The 24,525-nt window shown below is 69.2% G+C and carries 20 protein-coding genes and 2 pseudogenes; 9 read left to right on the top strand and 13 right to left on the bottom strand.

Translation table 11 applies throughout. From position 1 onward, the window contains the following. Window positions 1–5: 5 nt before the first annotated feature. Window positions 6–1,508, bottom strand: coding sequence for a phytoene desaturase family protein (locus DV707_RS06350; RefSeq protein ID WP_103990084.1), 1,503 nt, complete (start codon window positions 1,506–1,508; stop codon window positions 6–8). 147 nt (window positions 1,509–1,655) lie between these two features. Here DV707_RS06350 and DV707_RS06345 point away from each other — a divergent pair, with 147 nt between their 5' ends. The 3 genes from DV707_RS06345 (at window position 1,656) to DV707_RS06335 (ending at window position 3,746) form a co-directional block, all read left to right on the top strand. Continuing rightward, window positions 1,656–2,384, top strand: coding sequence for an SDR family oxidoreductase (locus tag DV707_RS06345; protein ID WP_103990085.1), 729 nt, complete (start codon window positions 1,656–1,658; stop codon window positions 2,382–2,384). 97 nt (window positions 2,385–2,481) lie between these two features. Continuing rightward, entirely contained in the window at window positions 2,482–3,315 is an 834-nt protein-coding gene (locus DV707_RS06340; RefSeq protein WP_103990086.1) for a ZIP family metal transporter, read from the top strand. Between the two features lie 68 nt (window positions 3,316–3,383). Then, window positions 3,384–3,746: a hypothetical protein gene (locus DV707_RS06335; protein ID WP_103990087.1), complete on the top strand. Its 363-nt coding sequence runs from the start codon at window positions 3,384–3,386 to the stop codon at window positions 3,744–3,746. 19 nt (window positions 3,747–3,765) lie between these two features. Here DV707_RS06335 and DV707_RS06330 read toward each other — a convergent pair whose 3' ends face one another. Both DV707_RS06330 and DV707_RS06325 read right to left on the bottom strand, forming a co-directional pair. Further along, window positions 3,766–4,320, bottom strand: a complete 555-nt coding sequence (locus DV707_RS06330) for a DoxX family protein (RefSeq protein WP_103990088.1) — start codon at window positions 4,318–4,320, stop codon at window positions 3,766–3,768. Window positions 4,321–4,466: 146 nt separating this feature from the next. Then, window positions 4,467–5,783: a phosphoribosylglycinamide synthetase C domain-containing protein gene (locus DV707_RS06325; RefSeq protein WP_103990089.1), complete on the bottom strand. Its 1,317-nt coding sequence runs from the start codon at window positions 5,781–5,783 to the stop codon at window positions 4,467–4,469. 114 nt (window positions 5,784–5,897) lie between these two features. Between DV707_RS06325 and DV707_RS06320 the strand changes: the two genes are divergently transcribed. Continuing rightward, the gene (locus tag DV707_RS06320) at window positions 5,898–6,188 is read left to right on the top strand and encodes a DUF211 domain-containing protein (RefSeq protein WP_103990090.1); all 291 of its coding nucleotides are present in this window, start codon (window positions 5,898–5,900) and stop codon (window positions 6,186–6,188) included. Window positions 6,189–6,193: 5 nt separating this feature from the next. Further along, complete coding sequence (locus tag DV707_RS06315; RefSeq protein WP_394337389.1) at window positions 6,194–6,775, top strand: VIT1/CCC1 transporter family protein; 582 nt, start codon at window positions 6,194–6,196, stop codon at window positions 6,773–6,775. A gap of 84 nt (window positions 6,776–6,859) precedes the next feature. On the opposite strand, the gene DV707_RS06310 is transcribed toward DV707_RS06315, so the two are convergent. Further along, window positions 6,860–9,514 carry a cation-translocating P-type ATPase gene (locus tag DV707_RS06310; RefSeq protein WP_103990091.1) on the bottom strand — a complete coding sequence of 885 codons (2,655 nt, stop codon included), beginning with the start codon at window positions 9,512–9,514 and terminating at the stop codon, window positions 6,860–6,862. 104 nt (window positions 9,515–9,618) lie between these two features. On the opposite strand from DV707_RS06310, the gene DV707_RS06305 reads away from it, so the two are divergent. Then, the gene (locus tag DV707_RS06305; RefSeq protein WP_103990092.1) at window positions 9,619–10,026 is read left to right on the top strand and encodes a universal stress protein; all 408 of its coding nucleotides are present in this window, start codon (window positions 9,619–9,621) and stop codon (window positions 10,024–10,026) included. 85 nt (window positions 10,027–10,111) lie between these two features. On the opposite strand, the gene DV707_RS06300 is transcribed toward DV707_RS06305, so the two are convergent. The 3 genes from DV707_RS06300 to DV707_RS06290 all read right to left on the bottom strand — a co-directional run bounded on the left by DV707_RS06300 (window position 10,112) and on the right by DV707_RS06290 (window position 12,862). After that, window positions 10,112–11,404 (bottom strand): ornithine cyclodeaminase, nickel-pincer nucleotide-dependent, encoded by a 1,293-nt coding sequence (locus DV707_RS06300; protein WP_103990093.1) that lies wholly within the window; start codon window positions 11,402–11,404, stop codon window positions 10,112–10,114. A gap of 106 nt (window positions 11,405–11,510) precedes the next feature. Then, window positions 11,511–12,515, bottom strand: a complete 1,005-nt coding sequence (locus tag DV707_RS06295) for an alpha/beta hydrolase (protein WP_235010706.1) — start codon at window positions 12,513–12,515, stop codon at window positions 11,511–11,513. Continuing rightward, complete coding sequence (locus tag DV707_RS06290) at window positions 12,512–12,862, bottom strand: hypothetical protein (protein ID WP_103990094.1); 351 nt, start codon at window positions 12,860–12,862, stop codon at window positions 12,512–12,514. Before DV707_RS06290 ends, DV707_RS06295 begins: the two co-directional genes overlap by 4 nt. A gap of 165 nt (window positions 12,863–13,027) precedes the next feature. On the opposite strand from DV707_RS06290, the gene DV707_RS06285 reads away from it, so the two are divergent. Further along, complete coding sequence (locus DV707_RS06285; RefSeq protein ID WP_103990095.1) at window positions 13,028–13,789, top strand: response regulator; 762 nt, start codon at window positions 13,028–13,030, stop codon at window positions 13,787–13,789. Between the two features lie 27 nt (window positions 13,790–13,816). On the opposite strand, the gene DV707_RS06280 is transcribed toward DV707_RS06285, so the two are convergent. Then, window positions 13,817–14,566, bottom strand: a complete 750-nt coding sequence (locus DV707_RS06280) for an MBL fold metallo-hydrolase (RefSeq protein ID WP_103990096.1) — start codon at window positions 14,564–14,566, stop codon at window positions 13,817–13,819. 350 nt (window positions 14,567–14,916) lie between these two features. Here DV707_RS06280 and DV707_RS06275 point away from each other — a divergent pair, with 350 nt between their 5' ends. After that, entirely contained in the window at window positions 14,917–17,805 is a 2,889-nt protein-coding gene (locus tag DV707_RS06275; protein WP_103991201.1) for an ATP-dependent helicase, read from the top strand. Window positions 17,806–17,877: 72 nt separating this feature from the next. After that, window positions 17,878–19,479, top strand: coding sequence for an SLC13 family permease (locus DV707_RS06270; protein ID WP_103990097.1), 1,602 nt, complete (start codon window positions 17,878–17,880; stop codon window positions 19,477–19,479). An 11-nt stretch (window positions 19,480–19,490) separates the two neighbouring features. On the opposite strand, the pseudogene DV707_RS19310 reads toward DV707_RS06270, so the two are convergent. The 5 genes and pseudogenes from DV707_RS19310 to DV707_RS06250 all read right to left on the bottom strand — a co-directional run. Next, window positions 19,491–20,105: pseudogene (locus DV707_RS19310) on the bottom strand (ATP-binding protein); the annotation flags it as partial. Window positions 20,106–20,173: 68 nt separating this feature from the next. Next, a pseudogene (locus DV707_RS06265) lies at window positions 20,174–22,394 on the bottom strand (AAA domain-containing protein); the annotation flags it as partial. 69 nt (window positions 22,395–22,463) lie between these two features. Then, window positions 22,464–22,697, bottom strand: a complete 234-nt coding sequence (locus tag DV707_RS06260) for a hypothetical protein (RefSeq protein WP_103990098.1) — start codon at window positions 22,695–22,697, stop codon at window positions 22,464–22,466. Window positions 22,698–22,792: 95 nt separating this feature from the next. Beyond that, window positions 22,793–23,350: a hypothetical protein gene (locus DV707_RS06255; protein WP_103990099.1), complete on the bottom strand. Its 558-nt coding sequence runs from the start codon at window positions 23,348–23,350 to the stop codon at window positions 22,793–22,795. A gap of 123 nt (window positions 23,351–23,473) precedes the next feature. After that, on the bottom strand, window positions 23,474–24,505 hold the full coding sequence (locus DV707_RS06250; protein WP_103990100.1) for a zinc-dependent metalloprotease: 1,032 nt from the start codon (window positions 24,503–24,505) through the stop codon (window positions 23,474–23,476). Window positions 24,506–24,525 lie beyond the last annotated feature (20 nt).

Genomic DNA, 24,525 nt, shown 5'->3' with positions numbered 1-24,525 from the left:
CCTCCTCACGCCGTCCGTTCGGCCATCGCCTCGGCCGTGAGTTGGCCGCTGATGAGACACATCGGGACGCCGATACCGGGCGTCGTGAACGACCCGGTGAAGTACAGCCCCTCGACCGCTTCGGACCTGTGAGGCGGCCTGAACAGCGCGGTCTGTCTGAGCGTGTGTGCGAGACCGAGCGCGGTGCCCTTCGTGCTGTTGTACCGCTCTGCGAAGTCGTTCACGCAGAAGGACTCCTCGACGACGATCCGATCCCGGAGGTCGACGCCGGTGTTCTCTTCGATGTCGTCGAGGACGAGATCGCGGAACTCCGAGCGGAGTTCCGGCGTGTCTTCCAACCCGGCCGCGATGGGCACGAGCGCGAAGAGGTTCGAGTGGCCGTCGGGCGCGACGTCGTCGTCGGTCTCGGAGGGCACACAGAGGTAGTACGCCGGGTCCTCGGGCCACGCCGGGTCGTCGAAGATCCGCTCGAAGTGTTCGTCCCAGTCGGTCGGGAGCACGAGCGTGTGGTGTTCCAGCGGGTCGACGTCGCCCTCGACGCCGAGATACAGCAGGAACGCCGAGGGGGCGTAGGTCCTCGACTCCCAGTAGTCGGCGTCGTACTGCCGCTTCTTCTCATCTAAGAGTTCCATCTCGGTGTGTCGGTAGTCGGCGTCGCTGACGACGTAGTCGGAGTAGAACTCCCCCGCCCCCTCGGTCCGCGTGACGAACGCCCCCTCGCGGCCCTCGATCTCGGTGACGGGCGCGTCCGTCCGGAAGTCGACGCCGAGTTCCTCGCCGAGTTCGACGATGCCGTCGACGACGCCGCCGAGGCCGTTCTCGGGGTAGTACACGCCCATATTGAAGTCGACGTGGCTCATCAGGTTGTACAGCGCGGGCGTGTTCGTCGGCGCGCCGCCGAGGAACACCAGCGTGTACTGCATTATCTGCTGGAGCTTCGGGTGGTCGAAGTACTTCTCGACGTGGCGCTGCATCGATCCGACGAGCGAGAGTCCGCGGGCGTTCTTCGCGACGTTCCAGTCGAGGAAGTCCGAGATCGAGGTGCGGTCCTCGTAGACGAAGTGCTCCATCCCGACCTCGTAGTTGACCTTCGACTTCTCGAGATACTCGTCGAAGCGCTCGCCCGCACCGGGCTCGTAGGACTCGAACACCTCGCGGTTCCGGCCGAGGTCCGGAACCATGTCCACGCGGTCGCCGTCCTTGAAGAAGATGCGGTAGTGCGGGTCCAGTCGCGTGAGGTCGTAGTACTCCGAGGGCTCGTGATCGAAGTGACCGAAGAAGCGCTCGAAGACGTCGGGCATCAGATACCACGACGGCCCCATGTCGAAGCGGAAGCCGTCGACCTCCAGCCGGCTCGCGCGGCCGCCGAGTTGCTCGTTCTTCTCGAGGAGCGTCACGTCCGCGCCCGCGCCGGCCAGATAACAGGCGGTCGAGAGGCCGCCGAACCCGCCACCGACGACGACGACGTCCGCGCCGTCGAGCGAGTCGAGATCCGAGAGGGAGTCCATACGGGTACAGTGGACCGTGGTGGGTATAAATCGGCTGGCCGGGGCGGCGTCGGCGGCGCGTGTCCGTCGAGACCGGCGCGTTTCGGCGGGAATTTCGGAAGCGAAATCGGCGAGTACGTTTACCCTCGGTCGGTGCCAACGGGCGGTATGGAACTCACGAACGCGACAGTAGTGGTAACGGGCGCGAGCCGCGGGATCGGGCGGGCGCTCCTCGACGCGTTCGCCGCCGAGGGCGCAGCGGTCGTCGGCTGTGCCCGGTCCGAGGAGGCGCTGGCCGAGGCCGTTGCGGCCGCCCGGGACGCACATCCCGCCGACGACGGCGAGGTCCACGTCAAGGGCGTTCGCGCCGACGTCCGAGACGCCTCCGACGTCGAACGCGTCGTCGACGCGGCGGCCGCGGCGGGCGAGGGCGACGGCGTCGACGTCCTCGTCGCCAACGCGGGAGTCAAACACGGGCCGTCGGGAGCGATGCCGATTCAGGAGGAGCCGTACGACCGGTTCGACGAAACCCTCGAGACGAACCTCCGAGGGGTCTTCACCACCGTTAGAGAGGCTCTCGATCGGATGCCCGAGTCGGGGCGAATCCTCGTCCCGTCCGGATCGATCGCGGTCGACGCCGAGGCGGGGATGGGCGCGTACGCCGTCTCGAAGGCGGCCGCCGAGGCGCTGGTCCGCCAACTCGCCGTCGACGCCGCACAGACCGCGGCGGTCGTCGATCCGGGGCTCGTGAACACCGACCTGAGCGACGGCGACGGTCGAGACCCGAACGAGGTGGCCGGGATGTTCGTCTGGGCGGCCGGGGAGGCGGATCCGGATTCGATCGACGGCGAGCGGATCGATCTCCGGGCGTGGATGCGGGCGACCCGGTCGCGGTAGGACGCGTCTCCCCGAGACCGGACGGGTCCGACAGACTTATTAAAATAAAACTCCGTGTTATCAATGTGCGATTATTAACCGGAGTAGTGAAATTCATATGACGCGTGGGGTCTCCCGGATCGGTGCGTTCGCGACGCTCGTCCTCGTCGCGCTGTCGGCGCTCGCGCTCGTCGCCGAGACGACCGGTGGCGGCAAGCTCGTCGGCATCTCGTGGGTCGCGTTCCTCGCGATGGCGTTGGCCGCCCCGCTGGGCGCGCGGACCGGCGACGAGAGCGCCGGCGCGCTGGTGTGGGGCTACGGCCTCGCCGCCGGCGCGATGGTGACGAGCGCCGCCGTCTTTCTGGTGCCGCAGGCGATCGGCCAGCACCCGCAGTGGGGCGGGTTCGGCGTCGCCTTCGGCCTGCTGGCCGGGTTCGCGTCACACTCGATCGGACACCGGCTCTCGCATATGGACCTCCCGATGGACCGAACCATCGCCGAGTTGACCGCCCACGCCTTCTCCGCGGGCGCGATCATCGGTATCATCTACGGCAACATGCCCGAACTCGGCCTGCTCTTGGGACTCGCGATCGTCTCGCACAAGGGCCCCGCGGGCTACGCGGCCGCGCGGCGCCTCGCGAACGCCGGCCGCGACGCCTCCGTGCTCCTGCTCCCGGCGACGGGCGTCGGAATCGCCGGTATCGCCTCCTCGATGATCGCGCTCCCGGCGACGGGGACGGTCCGGGGACTGGTCTTCGGCTTCGCGGCCGGCGTCTTCCTCCACGTCGCGATGGACTTTCTTCCCCGGTGTGAGATCGGCAGCGAGATCCACGACCTGCTCTCCGTCTCCGGCGACGCGCACGCGCTCTTGGACCGGCTGCGCCTCCACGCCGTCGCCTCGACGTCGATCGGCGGCCTCGTCGTGCTGGTCGCGTGGCTCGCGATCGCGTGACGCGGAGACCGCGGGGCTTCGACCACGCGGGCACGCGCCTTTTTGATCGGTCGCGTCGTATCTCTCGTATGAACGTTCGTGCGATCGCCGCGGCCGCCGGGGCGGGCGTCGTCGCCTTCCTCGGGGCCTTCGTCGCCGTGACCGAGCTGCTGGCGCCCACGGTCGAGTTCTCGGTGTTCCTCGGGATCCCCGCGGGACTGATCGCCGGCGCCGTCGTCGCCGCGGTCGCCCTCCTCGGTCTCGGGACCGACGACGGACCGCGAGCGCCCGCCGCCGCGCTCCTCGCGTTCGCGATCGTCTTTCTCGTCGCGTTCGTCGGGCTACTGGTCGGCCTCGGAGTGGGCGCCGTCCTCGCGCTCGTCCCGGCGGTCGGGGTCGCGGCGGTCGGCGGACTAGTGGTCTTTCTGTGGGCTCGGGACCGTACGCGCTGAAAAAACGCGGCGGCAGCGGTCAGCCGAGGAAGTAGCGCATCCACGGATACCGCTGGATGAGGGGTTCGCCGCCGACGTCGTACTGCTCGATGTAGCTGTCGAGTCCCAGGATCCGCCCGGCGCCGAAGGCGGCCACCGAGAGGAACACGAGCATGTACGCGAAGTCGCCGTTGATGTAGCCGTGTGAGATCTCCCAGTTCCCGAGGTAGAACATGAGCATCATGAACGCGCCCCAGAAGGCCGCGAGCCGCGTCAGGGCCCCGAAGATGACGCCGAGTCCGATCAGCAGCTCGCCCCACGGGACGGCGATGTTGACGAAGTCGACGAACCACGGCGTCTCCCCCATCGCGACGAACAGCCCGGCGACCGGACTGCCGTTCGACGGCGGCGCGTTCTGCAGGTAGCCCGCGGCGCTGAAACTCCCCGACAGCACCTTATCGAAGCCGCTCTGGAAGAACGCCAACCCGATCATCAGCCTGAGCGCGAGGATGAACCAGACGCTCAGCGTGTGCAGTTTCCCCTCCGCCGTGAAGCCGGCGACCGTACTCCGGAGCGTGGTTTCTTGAGTAGACATAATGTACACCTCAATGTCGAGTACCCGTGTTAAAAAGGTAGGGACGTGGTTACCAGCTGTTCAGATTCGGTACACATCCGTGCTGACCGGTGGCGGCGAGCCGTCGTCCGATCGGGCGGCGCCGACGCCCGCTGCCCGAGGTATCCCTACGCCTGCGGCCCGAGGTATCCCCACGCCTGGAGCCGGTCGCCGTCGCCGTCGACCCACCGCTCGCCGATGTCGTCGCGGTAGTACATATTCGGCATCACGACGTCGTCGATCCTGTCGTAGGCCTGCTCACGCGCGGCTTGCATCGTGTCGCCTTTGCCGGTCACGACGAGGGGCATCCCGCTCTCGCCGGCGACGCGCCACTGTCCGTCGACCAGTTTCGCGTCTTCGATGTGGATACCCTCTCGACTGTCGGTCTCGAAGACGACGGCGGCGTTCCGGGAGTTCTCGTCGTAGGTCTTCGCGTCGTCGAACGGAAAGGGTGGGAGGACGATCCGGACGCCGACCTGATAGCCCCGGTGGACCTCCAGTTCGGGGTCGTTCCCGCGTGCGAGGTCGTAGAAGAACTCCCCGGTCGAAGACTCGATCGACTCCTCCTGCAGCGCGATCGTCGGATAGCCGAACCGCGGCGTGAACTCCAGCGGGTGGATCCCGTTCGCGTTGACGATGCAGTTCAGATCGATGCTCCCGACGTACCCCTCATCGGCGAGCCAGCCTTCGAGCTTGCCGAGAGTCTCCTCGAACAGTCTGTTCTGCCCCGCCCAGAACATCGACGTGCCCATCTCACCGGTCGACGGGCCGATGTTTCCGGGGAAGAGCTTCTTGTGCTCGAAGTTGAAGTTCACCCGATCGACGAACCGCGAACCGTCGAAGAACCCGCAGACGGCGACCTCCACGCCCTCGACCTTCCGCTGCAGTTGGAACCCCTTCATCCGGTGTCCCCACGCCTTCTTGTAGGCACGGAGGACGTCGATCACGTCGCTGCCGTCGTCCTCGTTGCCGACGTACAGGAGTCGCTTGACGTTCTGGACCTCGCCGAGCGGCTTGATCACGTACGGCGCGGGGTGCTCTCGAACGTGCTGGATGCCCGCGTCGAAGTCCTCGAAGACGTGGTGCTCGACGGTGGGGACGCCGTGCGCTTCGAGGACCTCCATCGCGTAGCCGCGGTCCTCCTCCAGTCGATCGGTGTTCGGCGTCCCGCCGACGACCGCCTTCCCCCGCTCGCGGAGCTCCCGCGCGAGCGCACCGGTCCCGACGTCGTCGCCGACCCAGACGTCGTCGAAGACGATCACGTCCGCCCAGTCGACGTCGCCCCGCCAGTCGTCGGTCTTCGGGACGAACCCGTCGCCGATCTCGCCGTCGCTCTCGGCCTCGACGTAGTATCGAACCTCGTGGCCCTCCCGGTGGATCTGCCACGCGAGATCGGTGATCAACGCGGCGTCGGCCGAGACGAAGAGGAACCGCTTCGGGTCCATACGCCCCCGTTCGGCGAGCAGTGACTTGAGTGTGTGACCCGGCGGGGAGGCGAGCGAACGTCGAGGTCGGCCCGGCCGGCGGTATTAAGAAACCGCGCGGCGATAGCTCACGTAATGACAACGCTCCGACGCGTGACGCTGGACGTGCTGAAGCCGCACGAGCCGTCGATGCTGGCGTTCACCGAACGCGTCGCCGAGGTCGAGAGCGTCGACGGCGTCACGGCGTCGCTGATCGAACTCGACCAGGAGGTCCAGAACGTCAAGATCACGGCCGAGGGGGCCGGACTGGACTACGACGCCATCGAGGCCGCCGTCGACGGTCTCGGCGGAACGATCCACTCCATCGACCAGGTCGCGTACGGCGAGCACGTCGTCGAGGAGCGACGGACGCTGCAGGACGGGTGATCGCCGTGCCGTCACGGCTCGCGGTGCTCCGAGACCTCCTCGAACGCGAGGACGTCCGCGCCATCTCCCGCCGGTACTTCGTCTCGAACGGGTTCGACGGGACCCTGACGAGCATCGGGGTCATCGTCGGCGCGGTGCTGTCGGGGATCCCGGACGGACTGACCGTCGTCAAGATCGGACTCGGGGCCGCCGTGGGGCTGGGCACCTCGGCCGTCTGGAGCGTCTGGGAGATCGAGCGCGCCGAGACGCGCGCGGCGATTCTCCGCATCGAGCGCGCGATGCTCACCGACCTCGACGACACGCGCGTCCACCGCGAGCGACGGGGCGCGCGGATCGTGCACGCGGCCGCCAGCGGGGCCGGACCGCTCATCGGCGTGTTGATCCCGCTCGTCCCGTTCCTGTTCGAGGGCGCGGTGGTGTCGATGGCCGAGGCGGGCGTGATCGGCGTCGCGCTCGGTATCGGCGTCCTCGCGGTGTTCGGCGCGTATATGAGCACGATCGCGGGGCAGCGGTGGTACGTCTCGGCGCTCCGGATGGCGCTGGCGGGACTCGTCGTCGCCGTGATCAACCTGTTCTTACCGGGGTGACCGAGCGGCGGGGGGAGTCGCCCGCGTCGCTCGGGCCTCCGGAGTCGTCCGCGTCGATCAGGCGCCCGAAGTTGCTCGCGTCGATCAGGCGCTCGGAGCCGCCGATTCCCGCGACCGACGCCGTTTGAGGAGCCAGCCGACGAGCACCAGCACCGGCGCGCCGACCAGGAACACGGTTCCCAGGATCAGCCAGTCGCCGACCCCGAGCGGGACCGTCCCGAAGTACCGGTTCAGCGGCGTGTAGAGGACCGCGAGCTGAAGCAGCAGGGAACCGCCGACGGCCGCGGCCAGCCACGGGTTCGTCAGGACCGGCGTGCCCCGCGTCCACCGGACGACGTACAGCTTGACGAACTCGAAGACGACGAACCCGGTGAACACCATCGTCATCGCGTAGGGCGTGACCGAGGCCGCGCCGTCGAGCGTGTACCACAGCAGCCCGAGGAACAGGGCGGTCGCGGTCAGGCCCGCACCGCCGATGAACCCGAGCATCTCGGTGTCGATGATCCCCGCGGACCGCTCCCGCGGCGTCCGGTCCATCACGTCGCCGCCGGGATCGGCACCCACCGCCAGCGCCGGCAACCCGTCGGTCAGGAGGTTGATCCACAGGAGCTGGACCGCCGGGAGGACGAGGTAGCCGAACAGCGACGCGAGAAAGACCACTGCGACCTCCGCGGCGTTGGCGCTCAGCAGGTACGCGACGAACTTCCAGAGGTTGTCGAAGATCGTCCGCCCGCGGCGGATCGCGTTGCGGATCGTCGCGTAGTTGTCGTCGAGCAGCACGATGTCGCTGGCCTGCTTCGCCACGTCGGTGCCGCGGATCCCCATCGCGATGCCGACATCGGCGTTCTTCAGCGCCGGCGCGTCGTTGACGCCGTCGCCGGTCATCGCGACCGCGTGGCCGTTCGCCTGCAGCGCCTTGAGGATCCGGACCTTGTGGGTCGGCTCCGCGCGGGCGAACACGTCGACCTCGTCGACGCGTTCGCGGAGCGTCCCCTCGTCGAGCGCTTCGACCTCGCCCCCGGTCAGCACGTCCGAGTCGATGCCGATGTCCTCGGCGACGGCGCTCGCCGTGAGCGCGTTGTCGCCGGTGATCATCTTCACCTCGATCCCCGCCCGGTGGGTGTCGGCGATCGCCGACCGCACCTCCTCCCGCGGCGGGTCGAGCATCCCCTGGAGGCCGACGAACACGAGGTTCTCCTCGGGACCGCCCTCGTCCGTCCGCTCTTTGTACGCGAATCCCAGGACGCGAAGGGCGTCCCCGGCCAGCGACTCGACCCGCGCGGCGATCCGCTCTCGCGCGCTCTCGTCGAGGTCGGTGGTCCCGTCGGGGCCGAGCACCCGGGTCGACCGTTCGAGCACCACCGTCGGCGCCCCCTTGACGTAGACCGCGTCGTCGTGGATCGTCGCCATCCGCTTGCGCTCCGCGGAGAACGGGACCTCGTCGCGGCGGGGGCGCTCCTCGCGGAGCGCTTCGACGTCGACGCCCCGCTCGGCCGCGGCCGCGACGAGGGCGCGCTCGGTCGGGTCGCCCTCCTCGACGGTCGCGTCGTTGCAGACGGCCCCGATCTCGAACAGCAGGTCGAGCCGCTCGTTGCTCGCCCCGCTTCCGCCGTTCGCGACGTCGATGTCCTCGTCACCGTCGGACTCAGCAGTTCCGAGGTCGCTCCCGCCCTTCCCGCCGCTCCCGCCGCTCCCGACGTCGAACGTCTCGTCGTAGACCCACACTGATCGAACGCGCATCTCGCCCTCCGTCAGGGTCCCCGTCTTGTCCGTGCAGACCACGTCGACTGAGCCGAGCGCCTCGACCGCCGGCAGCGTCCGCACGAGGGCGTTCTCGTCGGCCATCCGCCGGACGCCCAGCGCGAGCGTCAGCGTCACCACGGCCGGGAGCCCCTCGGGAACGGCCGCGACGGCCAGCGAGACGGCCGTCAGCCCCGCCTGGACGACGCCGCGCCCCTCGACGATCAGCAGGGGAACGATCACCGCCGAGAGCGCGACGACGCCGATCCCGAGCCGGCGCGCGAGTCGGTCCAGATCCCGCTGCAGCGGCGTCTGCGGATCGTCGGCCCCGACGAGCGCCGTCGCGATCTCGCCCATCTCGGTGTCCATTCCGGTCTCGACGACGACGGCCTCCGCGTGTCCGCGCGTGACGTTCGTCCCCTTGTACACCATGTTCGACCGCTCGGCGAGGGGCGTCTCCACGTCGATCGGCTCGGTCTCCTTCGGGACGGGGACGCTCTCGCCGGTCAGCGCCGCCTCGTCGACTTCGAGGTTCCCCGCCTCCAGCAGGCGCGCGTCGGCGGGGACGACGTCGCCCCCCGTCAGGAGCACCACGTCGCCCGGGACGAGGTCGGTCGCGGCGATCGTCGTCTCCTCCCCGTCGCGTCGAACCCGGACCTCGGGGGCCGCCATCGCCCGGAGCGAGTCGAGGCTCCGCTCGGCGCGGTACTCCTGGACGAAGCCGAAGAGCCCGTTCGCGAGCAGGATGACCGCGATGAGGACGGCGTCCACGAGGTGTCCGATGGCGGCCGAGAGGACGGCGGCGACGATCAGCACCCAGATGAGCGCGCTCGAAAACTGCGCGAGGAAGATCTTCAGGGGGCCGCGGCCGTGGTCGCCCGTGATCTCGTTCGGTCCCACCGTGGCAAGCCGCTCGGCGGCCTCCTGAGCCGTCAATCCCGCGGGCGTCGTCTCGACCGCGTCACAGACCGCTTCGGCGGATCGACTGTGCCAGTCCATCGGTTGTCAACACGTTCACAACAGCGGCGTATATATCATCGCCCGCGACGCGATTTCCGCCGGCGTGAGGTGGCTTTTTGGTTGTACCACACGGCCGTCGTAGTATGACGACGTACGTACTCGCGACGAACCACGTCGACACGAGCGCGCGGCTCTGTGACTACCTGGTCGATCGCGTCTCGACGAGCGACGAGATCCACGCGGTCAACTCACACCGCGGCGGCGACGAGACGGACAGCCAGGACATCCGAGACGGCGAAGAGGCGCTGACGGTCGTCTCCTCCCGTCTCGGCGGGTTCGCCACCGTCGAGACCCACCAGTTCGTCCGCGACAACGCCCCCTACGAGGACGTCCTCGAACAGGCCGAGGACGTCGACGCCGACGAGATCGTGATGGGGATCCGCAAGCGGAACCCGACCGCGAAGGTGGTCTTCGGTAGCACCGCACAGCGGATCCTCCTTCACTCGAACCGGCCGATCGCGGTCGTTCCGCTCGTCGAACTCGACGAGTGACCGGCCGTCGAGAACGGAGGGCACACTCGCCTCCGACTCGCGCTACTGAGCCGCTTCCCGCCTCTACTGGGCCGCTCCCCGCCTCCTACTCGCCCGTCTCGACCACCGCGTCGGCGAGCAACGGGACGAACGTGCCGACGTCCGTCACCATCCCGATCGCCTGTGAGCTCCCCCGATCGAGCAGCTGCGTCACCGTCGCCGGGTTGATGTCGACGCAGACGACCTTCGTCGTCGAGGGCAGGCAGTTGCCGACGGCGACCGAGTGCAGAAGCGTCGACAGCATCAGGACGAGGTCGGCCTCCCTGGCCTGCTCGCGGATCGCCTCCTGGGCCTCGACGGCGTCGGTGATCGTGTCCGGCAGCGGCCCGTCGTCGCGGATCGACCCCGCGAGCACGTAGGGGACGTCGTTCTCGACGCACTCGTACATCACGCCCTCCGCGATGAGCCCGTCCTCGACGGCGGGTTCGATGCCGCCGGCGCGGATGACCTCGCTGATCGTGTAGATGTGGTGTTTGTGACCCTTTCGCGGGTGTTCCATCGTCTCCATGTCCATCCCCAGCGAGGTGCCGTAGAGGCCGCGCTCGATGTCGTGGGTCGCGAAGCCGTTGCCCGCCGAGAGTATGTCGACGTAGCCCTCCCGGACCAGCCGCGCGAGGTCGTCGCCGCCGCCCGCGTGGATGACGGCCGGGCCGGCGACGACGAGGACCGACTCCCCTCGCTCTTTGGTCTCGACCAGCGCCTCTGCGACCTCCTCGATGAGCGACTCGGAGGGCCGCTCCGCGGAGACGCCGCCCTGCATGAACCCGAACGGGCCGGAGGCGTCGCGCGGGCGGTCGGGCGGTTTGACGCGGATCCCGACCTCGTCGGTGACGACGAGGTCGCCCTCCCGGATGGCGTTGAGAACCTTCGTCCGCGCGCGGACCGGTTCCCCGTCTCCGTCCTCCTCGACGACGTCACCAGAACTCGGAGAGTTCTGGTTGCTCGTCGAGCTTTGCTCGACGACGATGGCGCAGTCCATCTCGACGTGCTCGACGGGGATCCACTCCCCGTCGTATCTGATCTCGGTCGGGTGGTTCGTCGTCGAGTAGAAACCCGCCGGGACGACCTGGTCTGCCGGGGCGGGTTCGACCCGGGCGTCGACCGGATCCGCCAGGTTCGCGCCGTTCTGGTGGAGTTCGTGGAGGATCTCCCGGAGCGTCTCCTCGTCGTCGGCGCCGACCTCCATCCGGCAGTAGGAGGTCTCTTCCTTGCGTCGACCGACGTCGAACGTCTCGATCTCGAAGGTGCCGCCGAGGTCCATCACGATGCCGAAGGCGCGCTGCATCGCCCCCGAGTCGATGATGTGCCCGTCGAGTTCGACGGTGCGCGTGGCGTTCATCGCCGGAAGTGCGCCCGGGAGCTAAAAGACGGTTGCGCCGGAGGCGCGCCCGGCGAGGCGGCGGCGACCGCTCGGGCGGGTCCGTGAGGCCGGCTCGATCGCTCTCTCACTCCCCGACCGCGGCGTCGAGGAAGGCCAGGCCGTGTCCGATCGCCTGTTCGAAGCCGGTGCCGTCGTAGCAGTCGAAGTGCCCCGACGGGAGTCGGACCAGCGTCGCGTCGGCGATCTCCTCGCTCACCTCCTCGATCGATTCGATCGGGACCACGTCGTCGCGGGTGCCGCCGACGAACAGGACGGGGCAGGCGAGCCGCTCCCGGTCCGCGTCGCCGACGTGCCGCGCAAGCGCGAGCAGCGACCGCGCGGGGAGTCGCCCGTCCCACTCGTCGCCGGCGACGTCGCGATAGCCGCGTCGGGCGCTCGGCGTGGAGACGAGCGAGAGCCCACGGCTCCCGTCGCTGCCGTCGGCGGCGACCGGAATCGAGTGGGGTCCGAGGAGCCGCGACTGCAACACGTCGCGGACGCCCGAGAGCACGCCGCGGGCGAGGAACCCGAGGCCGCGGTCGCGGAGGAACGCCCGCCCGGAGAGGATCGGGGTCTGGGAGACGACCGCCCGGACCCGCGGGTCGTCGGCGGCGACGTCGAGGACGGTGCCGCCGGCGAGGTCGACGCCCCAGAGGACGACCCGGTCGGTGGCGACGTCGCTTCGGCCCCGCAGCCCCGAGAGCGCCGCCTCCCAGTCGGCGCGCTGCCGCGGCGGCGAGAGCAGGTTCCGCGGGTCGCCGTCGCTGTCGCCCGTGTGTCGCACGTCGAAGTGGAAGACCGCGTACCCGGCCGCCGCGAGGCGCTCGGCGTAGCGGTCGAGGCCGACGCCCGAGGCACCTATCGGGCCGCCGGCGAGGACGACCAGCGCCGGGTCCGAGGGCCGGTCCGGTCGATAGAGCCGACCCACACAGCGCTCGTCGCCGCTGCGGAACGTCATCCGCACTGTAGAAAAGTCGTAGCGGGAGGGCCGACGGCGGCGAGCGTCGTCTCGTCGCGCGTCATCGCCGCTCTCCGACCGCGCGTCGTCGCCGGCGTCGTCCTCCCCGGACTCGGGACGGCGGACCGTCACTGTCCGTCCTCCGAGAGCGTCTCGATCACGCGCGCGGAGAACTCCTCCCCGCTGATGTCGTACTCGAGGTACTGGCGGAACCACTCGGGTTCGGCGTACCAGGTCCCCTGGACGTCGTCCTCGTGCCGGAGTACCGTCGCCTCGACCCGCTTGGGCTCCCACTCGTCGTGCTCTGCGGCGTCGATGAACGTCCGGAGGGCGCGCCCCATCTCCTGGTGGTTCACGTGCACGTCCGGGAAGGCGGTCAGGTAGACCAAATCGACGGTTTCGCCGCTCGGATCGATCGATTCGACGTTGACCCCGTTCGACCGGAGTTCGCCTTCGAGTCCGGAGATGACGTCTTCCATACCGGTTCTTTCTATGCGGAGCGAGTAAACAGTTGCCGCGCGGGCGGCGTCGATCCCGCGGACGGCTGGCGTTCGTCCCCCGCGGGAGGCCGGCACCCGCCCCCGTCGGAATCAGCGCGGATAATTGGGCGAAATACACTTTCCCGCCGGGGTCGTACCGCCGCTATGGCCGCGACCGACGACCCGCTCTCGATCCTCCACGTTGACGACGACCCGAACCTGGGGGGGCTCGTGAAGGCGTATCTGGAACGCGACTCGAACGACGTGGACTGTACGGTCACGACGGAGACGTCGCCGGCCGACGCGCTCGATCGAATCCGTTCCGGGGACGTCGAGTTCGACTGCGTGATCAGCGACTACAACATGCCCGAGATGAACGGGGTCGAGTTCCTCGAAGCCGTCCGCGAGACGCACCCCGAACTGCCGCTCCTGCTCTTCTCCGGCGAGGAGACCAACGACGTCGCCGCCGAAGTCATCCGCGCCGGTCTCACCGACTACCTCCAGAAGGGGATGGGGACCGACCAGTACACGATGTTGATCCGGCGGGTCGAACACGCGGTGGAGGGCGGCGGCCGGTTCGACCCCGAGGCCGAGACCGAACTCGACGGCGTCGGCGTCGTCGGCAGCGACGAGCGCTTCGAGGCGGCCGACGACACCTACGCGTCGTTCTACGGCTACGAGTCCGAGGACGTCGAGGGCAAACACTGGACGGAACTGCATCCCGAAGAGGAGGTCGAACACATCCGCACCCACGTCCTGCCGGTCGTCCGGCGCGGCGGCGAGTGGAGCGGCCGCAGTCGCGGCCTGCGATCGGACGGCAGCACGTTCACCGAGTCGAAGATGGTGACGGCGCTCGACGACGGCAGGCTGCTGATCGCCGTCTCGGAACTCGACGACTCGAAACTGGCTTCCGAGGAGCCGAAATAGCGGTTCCGCCCGGTCGCGCCGTCGCGCTCACTCGATTTCGACGCGCAGGCCGTCGCGTGCGAACCGGACGTCGCCGTCGTAGCGCGCCCCGACAGCGTCGAGCATCTCCTCGTGGCGACCCTCGGTGTGGGGGTACAGATGCGTCAGGTAGACGCGCCCGATGTCGTGGCCCGCGAGCGCCTCGCCGAGTTGCGACGGCGTCGGGTGGTTCGAGACGTCGACGTCGTCCGGGAACGAGCAGTCGTGCGCGAGGACGGCCGCGCCGTCGGCGAAGTTCGCGACCCGCGTCTCGGCCTCGCCGTCGCCCGAGAACACGACGTCGCCGTCGGCTCCGTCGGCGGAAAACCGGTAGGCCAGGCAGTCCACCGAGTGGGTCGTCTCCGTCGCGGCGACGTCGAAGCCGGCGACCGAGAACTCGGTCGGGCCGACCTCGCGGACGCTCAGGTCGACCCGTCCGTCGAGGTACTCGTGGACGGAGAGCAGGTCGTCGACGAGCGATTTCGTCCCCGCGGGACCGACGACTTCGAGGTGGTCCTCGCCGGCCAGCCAGCGCGCCTTCAAAAGCGGCAGCAGGTCGGCGACGTGGTCGAGGTGGTGGTGCGTCAAGAGCACGGTCGAGACGCCCTCGTAGCCGACGTCCGTGCCGGCGAGCCGGTGGAGGACCCCGCTGCCGCAGTCGACGAGGAGCGCACGATCGTCCCGCTGGAGGAGCAGCCCCGACTGCACGCGGTCGGGAAGCGGCATCGCGCTGCCGGTCCCGAGGAACGTCAGTTGCATACCGTCGCGTACGGCTGGGCGGCCGAAAGTCGTTCGGAACCGACGCCGCTCGCGGCCGACCCGCGGCGGAGGTTTATATACGAACGGGCGGCCATCGCCGCCGTGACGTGAGCCACACCCCGCGTCGGGCCGCGGTTGTCCGGCACGCCGGCGCGGGAACGGGCGAGCGCGGCCCCGAGGAGGCCGCGCGTCGCCGACGCGGGTGCCGGCTGTTCGCCACGGGTGAGACGGCGCCGCGACGATCACGACGCGATCGCCCGTCGGCCTCGACGTTCGAGCGGACCGACGACGAACGCCGAGCCGCGACGACGGGCAGAACCCACTTACCCCTCCGCTCCTACCTTCGGACGATGCCGCCGAGCGGGCGCGAACTGCTCCGACGAGTCGCCGCTGAGGCAGCAGCGGCCGACGTCGAGTGCGAGGGTGACGGCGAGGCCGACGTCGACGACGGGGGCGCCGACAGCCGCGCCGCCGTCGCCGTCGAGCGCGACGACGGCGTACCGGACGCGAACCGCGCCTCCGCAGGCGACCCGTTCGAGTTCGATCCCGACGCCGTCGACATCGCCGACGAGGAGGTCCTCGATCGGCTCGAACCGGCGGTCCGGGAGTGGTGGGTCGAGGAGTTCGGCCGCTACGTCGACCAGAACGGCGGCTTCTTCACGCCGCCGCAGCGCGAGGCCATCCCGCTGGTCGACGAGGGCGAGAACGCGCTCGTCTGTGCGCCGACCGGGTCGGGCAAGACCCTCGCGTCCTTCACCGCGATCCTCAACGACCTGTTTCGCCGCGGACGAGAGCGCGAGGACGGCCTCGACAACTCGGTGTACTGCCTGTACGTCTCGCCGCTGAAGTCGCTCGCCAACGACATCCACCGTAACCTCACCGTCCCGCTGGAGGGCATCGAAGCGCGGATGGAGGCCCGCGACGCGGACGTCGAGGTGCGACACGCGATCCGCCACGGTGACACCGACTCCGCCGAGCGACAGCGGATGCTGGAGGAGACGCCGCACGTCCTCAACACGACGCCGGAGACGCTCGCGATCCTGCTGAACGCACCGAAGTTCCGAGAGAAGCTCCGCTCCGTGGAGTACGTCGTCGTCGACGAGGTCCACAGCCTCGCGGCCAACAAGCGCGGTACGCACCTGTCGGTCTCCCTAGAGCGCCTGGAGGACCTCGCCGAGGAGTCGCCGACGCGAATCGGCTGTTCGGCGACGGTCGAACCGCTCTCGGAGATGGCCGAGTTCCTCGTCGGGTGCGAGAACGGCGACCCGCGGGACCACGAGATCGTCGACACGCGATTCGTCCGCGACTTCGACCTCCGAGTGGAGTGTCCGACCGACGACCTGATCCACACGCCCCGCTCGGAGATCCAGTCGGGGTTCTACGATCGGCTGCACGAACTGATCGGGTCCCACGAGAACACGCTCGTGTTCACGAACACCCGCTCGGGCGCCGAGCGCGTCCTCGAGAACCTCCGCGAGCGCTTCGACGACTACGACGACGGGAATTCGGGGTGTCACCACGGCAGCCTCTCGAAGGAACGTCGGGGGACCGTCGAGGAGGGACTGAAGAGCGGTTCGTTGGACGTGGTGACGACCTCGACGAGCCTGGAACTCGGGATCGATATGCCGCACCTGGACCTGGTCGTACAGGTCGGCTCGCCGAAGTCGGTCGCGTCGCTGCTCCAGCGCGTCGGCCGCGCCGGCCACAGCCTCGGACAGACGGTCGAGGGACGCGTGATCGCGCTCGACCGCGACGAGCTCGTCGAGTGCGCGGTGATGGTCGAGAAGGCCGAGTCGGGGTTCGTCGACCGCGTGTTCGTCCCGGAGAACGCCCACGACGTCGCGGCCCAGCACGTCTACGGGATGGCGATAAACGACGTCCGCCGGGAGGCCGACGTCCTGTCGACGCTCCGTCGGGCCTACCCCTATCGCGACTACTCCGACGACCACTGGGAGCGGCTGCTCCGGTACCTCACGGCCGACTACGACGGCCTCGACGAGAAGAACGTCTACGCGAAGGTCTGGCGCGACACCAACGACCCGCCCGACGGCGAACACCACTACGAGTCGTTCGCCGTCGGCGAACCGCTGCTCGGCAAGCGGGGGCGGCTCGCCCGCGTCATCTACATGACGAACGTGGGAACGATCCCCGACTCGTTCACCTGCGAGGTGGTGACCCGGCAGGGCGAGGAGTGGGTCGGGACGCTCGACGAGGACTACCTCGACACGTTAGAGAAAGGCGACGTGTTCGTCCTCGGCGGCGACCGGTTCGCCTACCGCTACCGCCGCGGCTCGAAGGTGTACGTCGATCGGACGAGCGAGCAGGCGACCGTGCCGTCGTGGTTCTCCGAACGGCTGCCGCTGTCGTACGACCTCGGTCGCGAGATCGCCGCGTTTCAGGCCGATCTGCTGGACCGCCTCGACGCCGGCGGCCCGCCCAGGGTCCGCGAGTGGCTCCGGGCGTTCCCGATCGACGAGAACGCGGTCCGGGCGATCACGCGCCTCTTCGACGAGCAGCGCCGCTACGCCGGCGCGGACAGCGTCGCGACCGACGAGCGGATCGTCGTCGAGGAGACGCTGGACCGCGAGACGTACCGCCGGCACTTCTACGTCCACTCGACGTACGGTCGGCGGTTCAACGACGGCCTCTCACGCCTGGTGGCCGCCCGCTGTGCCAGCCGTTCGAACGCGAACGTCCAGATCGCCGTCGCCGACAACGGCTTTTCGCTCTCTATGCCGCTGAACCGGAAGGTCGACGTCGGCGGGATCCTCCGCGATCTCGATCCCGAGACGGTCCGCTCGGACCTCCGGGACGCGCTCGAGGGGACGGATCTCCTCAAGCGTTACTTCCGGATCAACGCGACGCGTTCGCTGATGATCCTGAAGCGCTACAAGGGCTATGAGAAGTCCGCGGCCGAACAACAGGTGTCCGCGGAGATGCTTCTCTCCTTCGCCGAGGAGTTAGAGTCGTTCGCGGTGATAGAGGAGACCTACCGCGAGATAATCGAGGACAAACTGAACGTGGCGGCCGTCGAGGACGCGCTCGGAGCGATTCGGGGCGGCGACGTCGACGTCGTCACGAAGCGGGTGGACTCGCCCACGCCGCGGGCCTTCGGGCTCGCGACGCTGCTCGCCAGCGACGTCGTCCTCGCCGAGGACGAGAGCGCGGTGTTACAGGAGTTCCACGAGCGCGTGCTGGAGTCGATCGACGACGAGGGCGACGAAGACGGGGTTCCGTGAGCGTCTCCCTCTCTTCGACCCTCGGAGTTTGATTCGGTGGAGTGTCAACCGATTTTCACGGACACTCTACTGATGAGTCCGCTCGGAAACTCCCGGAGCCGACGGCGGGTAGCGCTGTTCCTCGTCGCCGTCGGCGGGACGGTGCTCGTCGCCGCTGCCCCCTCGCCGAGCGGGCTCTCGACCTCCGGGCAGTACGCGCTGGCGACGATGTTCTTCGCGGGCTTCCTGTGGGTTTCCGGAACGCTGCCGCTGCCCGTGACGGCCCTCTCGATCCCGTTCGTGTTGACGGCGTTCGGCGTGTACGCGGAACTCGACGCCGCACTCGCCGGCTTCGCGGATCCGATCATCTTCCTGTTTCTGGCGGGGTTTATGCTGGCCAACGCGCTGCAGAAGTACGACATCGACCGTCGGATCGCGCTGTGGCTGCTGTCGAAGATGGGCACGTCGCCGCGTCGACTCGTCGCTGCCGTGATGCTCGCGACCGCATTCCTCTCGATGTGGGTGTCGAACACGGCGACCGCCGCGATGATGACGCCGATAGCCGTCGGGATCCTGGCACAGGTGCTCGGCCGTGACGCCGTCGCGACCGTCCCCGGACGGCACGTCGCGGACGGTGTCGATGAGGGGGACGGCGACGAAAAGCCGTTCAGCAACCTCCAGGTCTCGATGCTGCTCGGAACGGCCTACGCCGCCAGCATCGGCGGCGTCGGGACGCTCATCGGGACTCCGCCGAACGCGATTCTCGCCGCGCAGTTGAACGGGATCCTCGGGTACGAGATCGGGTTCGCGCGGTGGCTGCTCGTCGGCGTACCGATCGTCGCCGTCACGCTCCCGATCGTCTGGTACCTGCTCACCTTCCGGCTCTACCCGCCGCAGGTCGCGTCCGTCGAACCGGCCCGGACGGGAGCGAGGGACGTCCTCGAAGCCGAGGGCGATCTGGGTTCGCGCGGCCGGCGCGTCGCGTACGTCTTCACCGCGACGGCGTCCCTGTGGGTCCTCGGCGGTCTCGGAGAGTTCTTCGCCCCCGCGCTGCCGCCGGCGTGGGCGACGACGATCTTCGGTGGGAGCGGCGTGACGGTCCTCGGCGTCGACGGACACCAGGGGCTGCTCTACTACGTGATGGTCGGTCTGGCTGCGATCCCCGCGCTCGTGCTCGCAGACACGATGGAGTGGGAGGAACTGGCCGACGTCGACTGGGGAACGATCCTCCTGTTCGGCGGCGGGATCTCGCTGGCCGATTCGCTCGCGGCCACCGCCGCGACCGACTGGATCGCGAGTACGGTCTTCACCTCGCTCACCGACGCGCCGATCGTCCTCGTGGTCGGCGTGGTCGTGATACTCGTCGTCTTCCTCACGGAGGTGACCTCGAACACCGCGACCGCGACCATCGTCATTCCGATCCTGATCAGCGTGGGAAGCGTCTTCGCGGTTCGGCTCGGGGTCGCCGAGGTCTCGACCGCGATCTTTCTCGCGGTGTCGGGCGCTATCGCGGCGAGTTTCGCGTTCGCGCTCCCGGTGGCGACGCCGCCGAACGCGATCGTCTTCGGATCGGGGTACGTCGAACAGCGACATATGCTGCGCGCCGGCGTCGTTTTGAATCTGGTGATGACCGTCGTTCTCACGGGGCTACTCTGGGTGCTGTTCCGGTTCGTCTGGCCCGCGTTCCTCTGGTAGCACGGCGAGCGCTACCGACGCGCCCAGTCGAGCAACCGTTCGTAGAACGGCTCCGTCGAGAGCGCTTCGGCGTCGCCGACGAGCGCCAGCGCCTTCTTCGCCCGCGTGAGCGCGACGTTGATGCGTCGATAGTCCTCGAATATCGGGCCGTCGAGCGCGTCGGTGGCGACGAAAGAGACGACGATCACCTCCTTCGCCGACCCCTGGAAGCGGTCGACTGTGTCGACGGTCACGTCGGTCCGTCGACCGATCTCGGCCACCTGCGCGCGGAACGGGGCGATGACGCCGACGTCGTCGGGGTCGACCCCGGCGGCGACGTAGGCGTCGACGATCTCTGCCACGCGGTCGGCCTCGGTCGGATTCGTGTTTCCGACGCGCTCCCCGTCCGGATCGACGAACGCGACGGGGTCACCGAGTGCCGGCGGCAGCGCCCCCTCGTCGACGCCGAGGTCCGAGAGCCGCTGGGCGGCGACCGCGCCGTTCGCCGGTCTGAGTGCCCCGTCGTAGAACTCCCGCGAGGAGAACGCCTGAATGCGCTGGCTCATCCGGTACTGACGGTCCAGCAGGACGGAGGCGTCGGGATACGTCTCGATCAGTCGCTCGAACAGCGACGTCTGGAGGTCGTTCGCCGGTCGCGGCTCCTCGCCGCTCGCAGACGAACCGTTCGGCGACGCCGCGCCGCGCTGGGTCCCGCTCGCCTGCACGACCGGCGGCAGTTGCTCGTGGTCGCCGACGAGGACGAACCGATCCGCGAGTTCGACGGCCGCGAGCGTTCCCGGCTCGGTCAGCTGTGAGGCCTCGTCGACGAGCGCGACGTCGAAGGCGTTCTCGCGCATCACGCGCGACCCGCAGGTGGAGGTCGTGGCCGCGACGACCGGTGCGTCCCGAAGCGCCGCCGCCCGCTCGTTCGGGTCGCCGCCGCGCTCCAGTCGCACGTCCAGCATGTCCTCGCGGACGCCGTTCTCGGTCCCGACGCGGACGACATCGTCGATCCCCCGTTCGCGGATCGCCTCCAGCGCGTTGTCGACCGCGCGGTTCGTGAACGCTGAGAGCAAGACGCGCTGACCGCGGTCGACCAGCGCGGCGACGATCTGTGCGATCGTGTACGTCTTGCCCGTCCCCGGCGGCCCGTGGACGAGCGCGAAGTCCTCGGCGTCTACCGCCATCTGCACCGCGCGGTCCTGGGCCGCGTTGTTGTCGACGTAGGGCTCGCGGTCTCCCTCGCCGCCCTCGGACGCGTCCCCGTCGGCGAACTCCGGCTCCCGCCGTCCGAACAGCACGTCCTTGCGGTCGGGATCGCCCTTCAGCACGAAGTCGTGCAGCGCCGTGAGCATCCGATCGACGCCGATCTCGGAGGGGTAGACGTCGAGCCGTCGGAGGGAGACGGGTTCGTCGGCGGTGACGACGACCGCCTCGCCCAACTCGCGGATCCGACACAGTTCGGCGTGGCCATCGACCGGGTCGCCGTCGCTCGCCAGGGCGACGTCCCCCTCGCGGAGCTTCGAGACGGCGTCGTCGGATTTCCGGGCTCGCATCTCCCAGCGGCCGTCGTCGAGTTCCTCGTTCCCCGCCGGCTCCAGGCCGATCAGCGCCCGGTCGTCCTCGGCGCGTTCCTCGGCGGACTGTTCCCAGAGCTTCCGGTACTCGGCGTGGACCGCGCGCCGCTCGGCCTCGATGGCGCGGTAGAAGCGCTCGAAGTACTCCAGTTCGTCCTCGGGGACGGCCTCGCCGATCTGTCCGGCCTTCGACTCCTGGTCGAGTCGACCCGAGACGACCATACAGGTGTCCTGTTCGAAGCAGTACTCACACCGGGCGTCGGCCTCGTAGCCCGTCGGGACCGAGACGTCGAACTCCATCGCCGCGATCTCGTTCCTGGTTCGAACGACGAAGTCGAGCAGGCCGTCGCCGATGGAGAACTCCTTCGCCGGCGAGAGGTCGCCGCTCTCCTCGTGGCGTTCGAGCGCCGTGTTCTTCGTGTACAAAAGCGTCCCCGTGTCGGCCGGGACGCCCCGCTCGGCGAGCACCAGAGCGTAGGCGGCCGCCTGGATCTTGTCCTGAAAGCGCGGCTCGCGGTTGGTGTTCTTGCCCGTCTTGAGTTCGACCGGCATCCCGCGGCGGAGCGCGTCGGCCCGCCCTTTGATCCCGAACGTCGGCGAGATGAGCGTGTATTCGGAGCGCCAGGCGTCCTCCTCGGTGAGCGTCCCCTGCTGCAGCCAGCCCTCGATCGCGGCGGCGTTGCGCCGCACCTCGTCGCGGACCTCATCGGCGTCCCGGCCGAGCAGTCCCAGTTCCAGCCCCGCCTCCCGGACGCGCTCGTCGATCGAGTCCTCCAGGTCGCGGTCGCGAAGCAGGTCGCCGAACACCTCGTGGACGATCGTCCCCTTCACGACCGGGTAGTTCAGCGGGATCCCCGAGAGCTTGTTCAGGTAGTACATCCGCGGGCACTGGACCCACGAGCGGATGTCCGTCACGTCGACGAGGAAGCCGGGTTCGAGCACGACGCGGGAGTCCCCGCCGGTCGCGTAGGTCGTCTCCCCGCGGTACTCGGACTCCTCAACGTCGATCGCGAGCAGTTCCATCCCGACCTCGGCGTGTTCGACCGTGTGCGTCCACTTCCCCCAGAGCGTGAGCCGAACGGTCCCGTCCCCGGTGTCGCGCTCCGCGGGCGTCGTCTCCCCGTCGGCGTCACTCAGGGACGTCTCCCCGTCCGCATCACCCAGGGTCGTCTGTCCGTCGCCGTCCTCACCTCGCGCCGCCCGTCCGTGGTCGGCGTCGCCGGAGTCCGTCTGGCCGCCGTCGGGGACCCACCCGTCCCCCTCGGGACGGACCGTCACCTCCGCGAGCGACCGCGATCCGTACTTCGTCTCCACCTCGCGCTCGTCGCCGACGTCGACGATCCGGCCGCGCAGTTTCACGTGGCGTACCTGCGGGCGGCGAGATAAGACGCTATCGGTCGTTCCGGTTCGGGCGGTCTCCCACCGAAATCAGCGGTCGTTTCGCGGCGACGGGAGGAACTCCGCCCACCATCGTAGTAGAAACCACAGGAGGACGACCCCGAGCGCGAGGCCGGCGACGAACCCGGCCGTAACGATCGGGAGCGACCCGCCCGCCTGGGTCGCGATGAGCGCGCCGGAGATCCCGACGAGGGCGACGAACCCGGCCTTCAGGCGCCGGCTGGCGACGTCGCGTTCGGTCGGCGTGAGACTCGGTCCGACCATTCAGCGTCCTCCCTCGACGTCCGCCTGTCGGAGCCGGTCTGTGGCGGCTCCGGACCGCGGGGATGGCGCCGCTCCGAAGCGCGGGAGACGGGCGGTCACTGGAACCCGCGGCCGACGCCGTCCTCCTCGACGAGGTCGTCGAGGTCCTTCGAGAGCAACTCGTCGGCGTCGGCGAACTCCTCGCTCAGGTCGTCGAGGCGGTCGGGGCGGCCGTCGAACTCGTAGTCCATCGGCCCGAACGCGGGGCTGTCGAGGGCGTCCATCACGTCCTCGAAGAAATCGTCCGGCGTCGTGGGGGCCTCCGAGTGGACCTTCACCGTCTCTTCGAGGCGCGTCGCCATCGACTTCGCGTGGTCTTCGTCCTCGGGGGGCGACTGGACCGCGAACCGCCCGCCCTCCTCGCGCTCCTGGTTCGGCAGCAGCGGTTCGAGGTCGTCGTCGATCCGGCGGGCGACGCGGCCCCCGACGCCGCGGAGTTCGGTCGGGTTCTTCGTGTACGTCTTCAGGGCGTACACGCCGGCGTCGGGGTGCCCGAGAAAGAGGTCTTCCCCGAGGCCGCCGCGTCTGTCACCGGCGACGGCCCGCCACCCGTCGGGGTCGACGTCCGCTTCGGTCACGTCCGCGAGGATGTCCTGCCAGTCTCTGACGCGCATATCTCCCGATATACCCCCCGAGAGAAAGAGTATGACGGTCGCGGGTCGGCGGAGCGAGTCGCGAGCGACCGGGGACCCGGCGTCGCGGGTCGGCGGATCGACCGTCTACAGCCCCCGTCGAGCCTACGGATCGACCCGCTTCAGCCACTGTCCGGGGTCGTCCAGCTCGGCGCTCGTCGGGAGGTTCTCGGGGCGTTCCCAGACGGCCGCGGCGGCCGCGACCCCCCGGCGATCGGCGACGGTTCGGAAGAACCGCGCCCCGCGCTCGTACTGTCGGCGCTTCAGTCCGAGGCCGAGCAGTCGACGCGCGAGGCGGGCGAGCGGACCGCCGCCGCGTCGGCGCTCGTCGAGTTTCGCTCGCAGATCGGCGTACTCGGCGTCGAAGGCGCGGTCCATCAGCATCTCGGCGTACCCCTCTACGGCCGTCATCGCGACGTCGAGGTCGTGGAACGCCTCGCGGTCGAACTCCCCCTTCGTGAGCGTCTCCAGGCCGTCTTCCATCCGCGACTCCAGGTGCTCCGAGAGCCACGGGGCGGCGCCGAACTCCGCGGCGTGAGCCACCTCGTGAAACGCGATCCAGCGACGGAACCGGGGGTAGTCGACGTCGAGCGCGTCGGCGGCGGCGACGATGTTCGGGTGGACGAAGTAGAGGCTGTGCTGGGGGTCCTCGACACGGCTGCCCGACGAGGCCTCCGACGCCGAGACGTCGTCTCCCGGCCCGGAGGCGTCGCCGTCGGCCAAAAGCAGCGGGTCGTACTGGCCGAGGACGTGCGAGCCGAGAAACGAGAGGACGAACGTCATCGACCCGGTGTTGATCACGCGGGTCGCGTTCGGAAAGGCCACCTGCAGTTCGGACTCGACGGGGCGCATCACCCGACGGAAGGCGGACACGTTGGCGTCGATCCAGTGGTGGCGGTTCTGCACCTCGATCGTCTCGGGGACCTCGAAGTCGAGTCCGCCGACCGACCGCAGGCGCTCGCGGGCGTCGCGGACGTCCGCGGCGTACCCGGCGCGGTCGTCGGGCGACAGCTCCAGCGTCCCCGCGTCGGTAGCGCTCTTGGCGGCGGTCGCGACGGCGTCCCAGTCGATGCCTCCGGATCCGTCGCCCGTGCCCGACGCGCTCGCGATCGCGCGAACGCTCCGATAGAGGTCCATACCGATACGTGGCGACCCGT

The sequence above is a fragment of the Halobellus limi genome (assembly GCF_004799685.1).
GTDB lineage: Archaea > Halobacteriota > Halobacteria > Halobacteriales > Haloferacaceae > Haloquadratum > Haloquadratum limi.
This window is presented reverse-complemented; position numbering and strand designations above follow the sequence as displayed.

Bases quoted from the DNA above. Each gene is read 5' to 3' on its own strand.
- DV707_RS06280 (WP_103990096.1), bottom strand. From the start codon at position 14,566: ATGCAACTGACGTTCCTCGGGACCGGCAGCGCGATGCCGCTTCCCGAC.
- DV707_RS06335 (WP_103990087.1), top strand. From the start codon at position 3,384: ATGAACGTTCGTGCGATCGCCGCGGCCGCCGGGGCGGGCGTCGTCGCC.
- DV707_RS06350 (WP_103990084.1), bottom strand. From the start codon at position 1,508: ATGGACTCCCTCTCGGATCTCGACTCGCTCGACGGCGCGGACGTCGTC.
- DV707_RS06285 (WP_103990095.1), top strand. From the start codon at position 13,028: ATGGCCGCGACCGACGACCCGCTCTCGATCCTCCACGTTGACGACGAC.
- DV707_RS06300 (WP_103990093.1), bottom strand. From the start codon at position 11,404: ATGAACGCCACGCGCACCGTCGAACTCGACGGGCACATCATCGACTCG.
- DV707_RS06260 (WP_103990098.1), bottom strand. From the start codon at position 22,697: ATGGTCGGACCGAGTCTCACGCCGACCGAACGCGACGTCGCCAGCCGG.
- DV707_RS06325 (WP_103990089.1), bottom strand. From the start codon at position 5,783: ATGGACCCGAAGCGGTTCCTCTTCGTCTCGGCCGACGCCGCGTTGATC.
- DV707_RS06345 (WP_103990085.1), top strand. From the start codon at position 1,656: ATGGAACTCACGAACGCGACAGTAGTGGTAACGGGCGCGAGCCGCGGG.
- DV707_RS06275 (WP_103991201.1), top strand. From the start codon at position 14,917: ATGCCGCCGAGCGGGCGCGAACTGCTCCGACGAGTCGCCGCTGAGGCA.
- DV707_RS06320 (WP_103990090.1), top strand. From the start codon at position 5,898: ATGACAACGCTCCGACGCGTGACGCTGGACGTGCTGAAGCCGCACGAG.
- DV707_RS06310 (WP_103990091.1), bottom strand. From the start codon at position 9,514: ATGGACTGGCACAGTCGATCCGCCGAAGCGGTCTGTGACGCGGTCGAG.
- DV707_RS06330 (WP_103990088.1), bottom strand. From the start codon at position 4,320: ATGTCTACTCAAGAAACCACGCTCCGGAGTACGGTCGCCGGCTTCACG.
- DV707_RS06290 (WP_103990094.1), bottom strand. From the start codon at position 12,862: ATGGAAGACGTCATCTCCGGACTCGAAGGCGAACTCCGGTCGAACGGG.
- DV707_RS06305 (WP_103990092.1), top strand. From the start codon at position 9,619: ATGACGACGTACGTACTCGCGACGAACCACGTCGACACGAGCGCGCGG.
- DV707_RS06250 (WP_103990100.1), bottom strand. From the start codon at position 24,505: ATGGACCTCTATCGGAGCGTTCGCGCGATCGCGAGCGCGTCGGGCACG.
- DV707_RS06340 (WP_103990086.1), top strand. From the start codon at position 2,482: ATGACGCGTGGGGTCTCCCGGATCGGTGCGTTCGCGACGCTCGTCCTC.
- DV707_RS06270 (WP_103990097.1), top strand. From the start codon at position 17,878: ATGAGTCCGCTCGGAAACTCCCGGAGCCGACGGCGGGTAGCGCTGTTC.
- DV707_RS06255 (WP_103990099.1), bottom strand. From the start codon at position 23,350: ATGCGCGTCAGAGACTGGCAGGACATCCTCGCGGACGTGACCGAAGCG.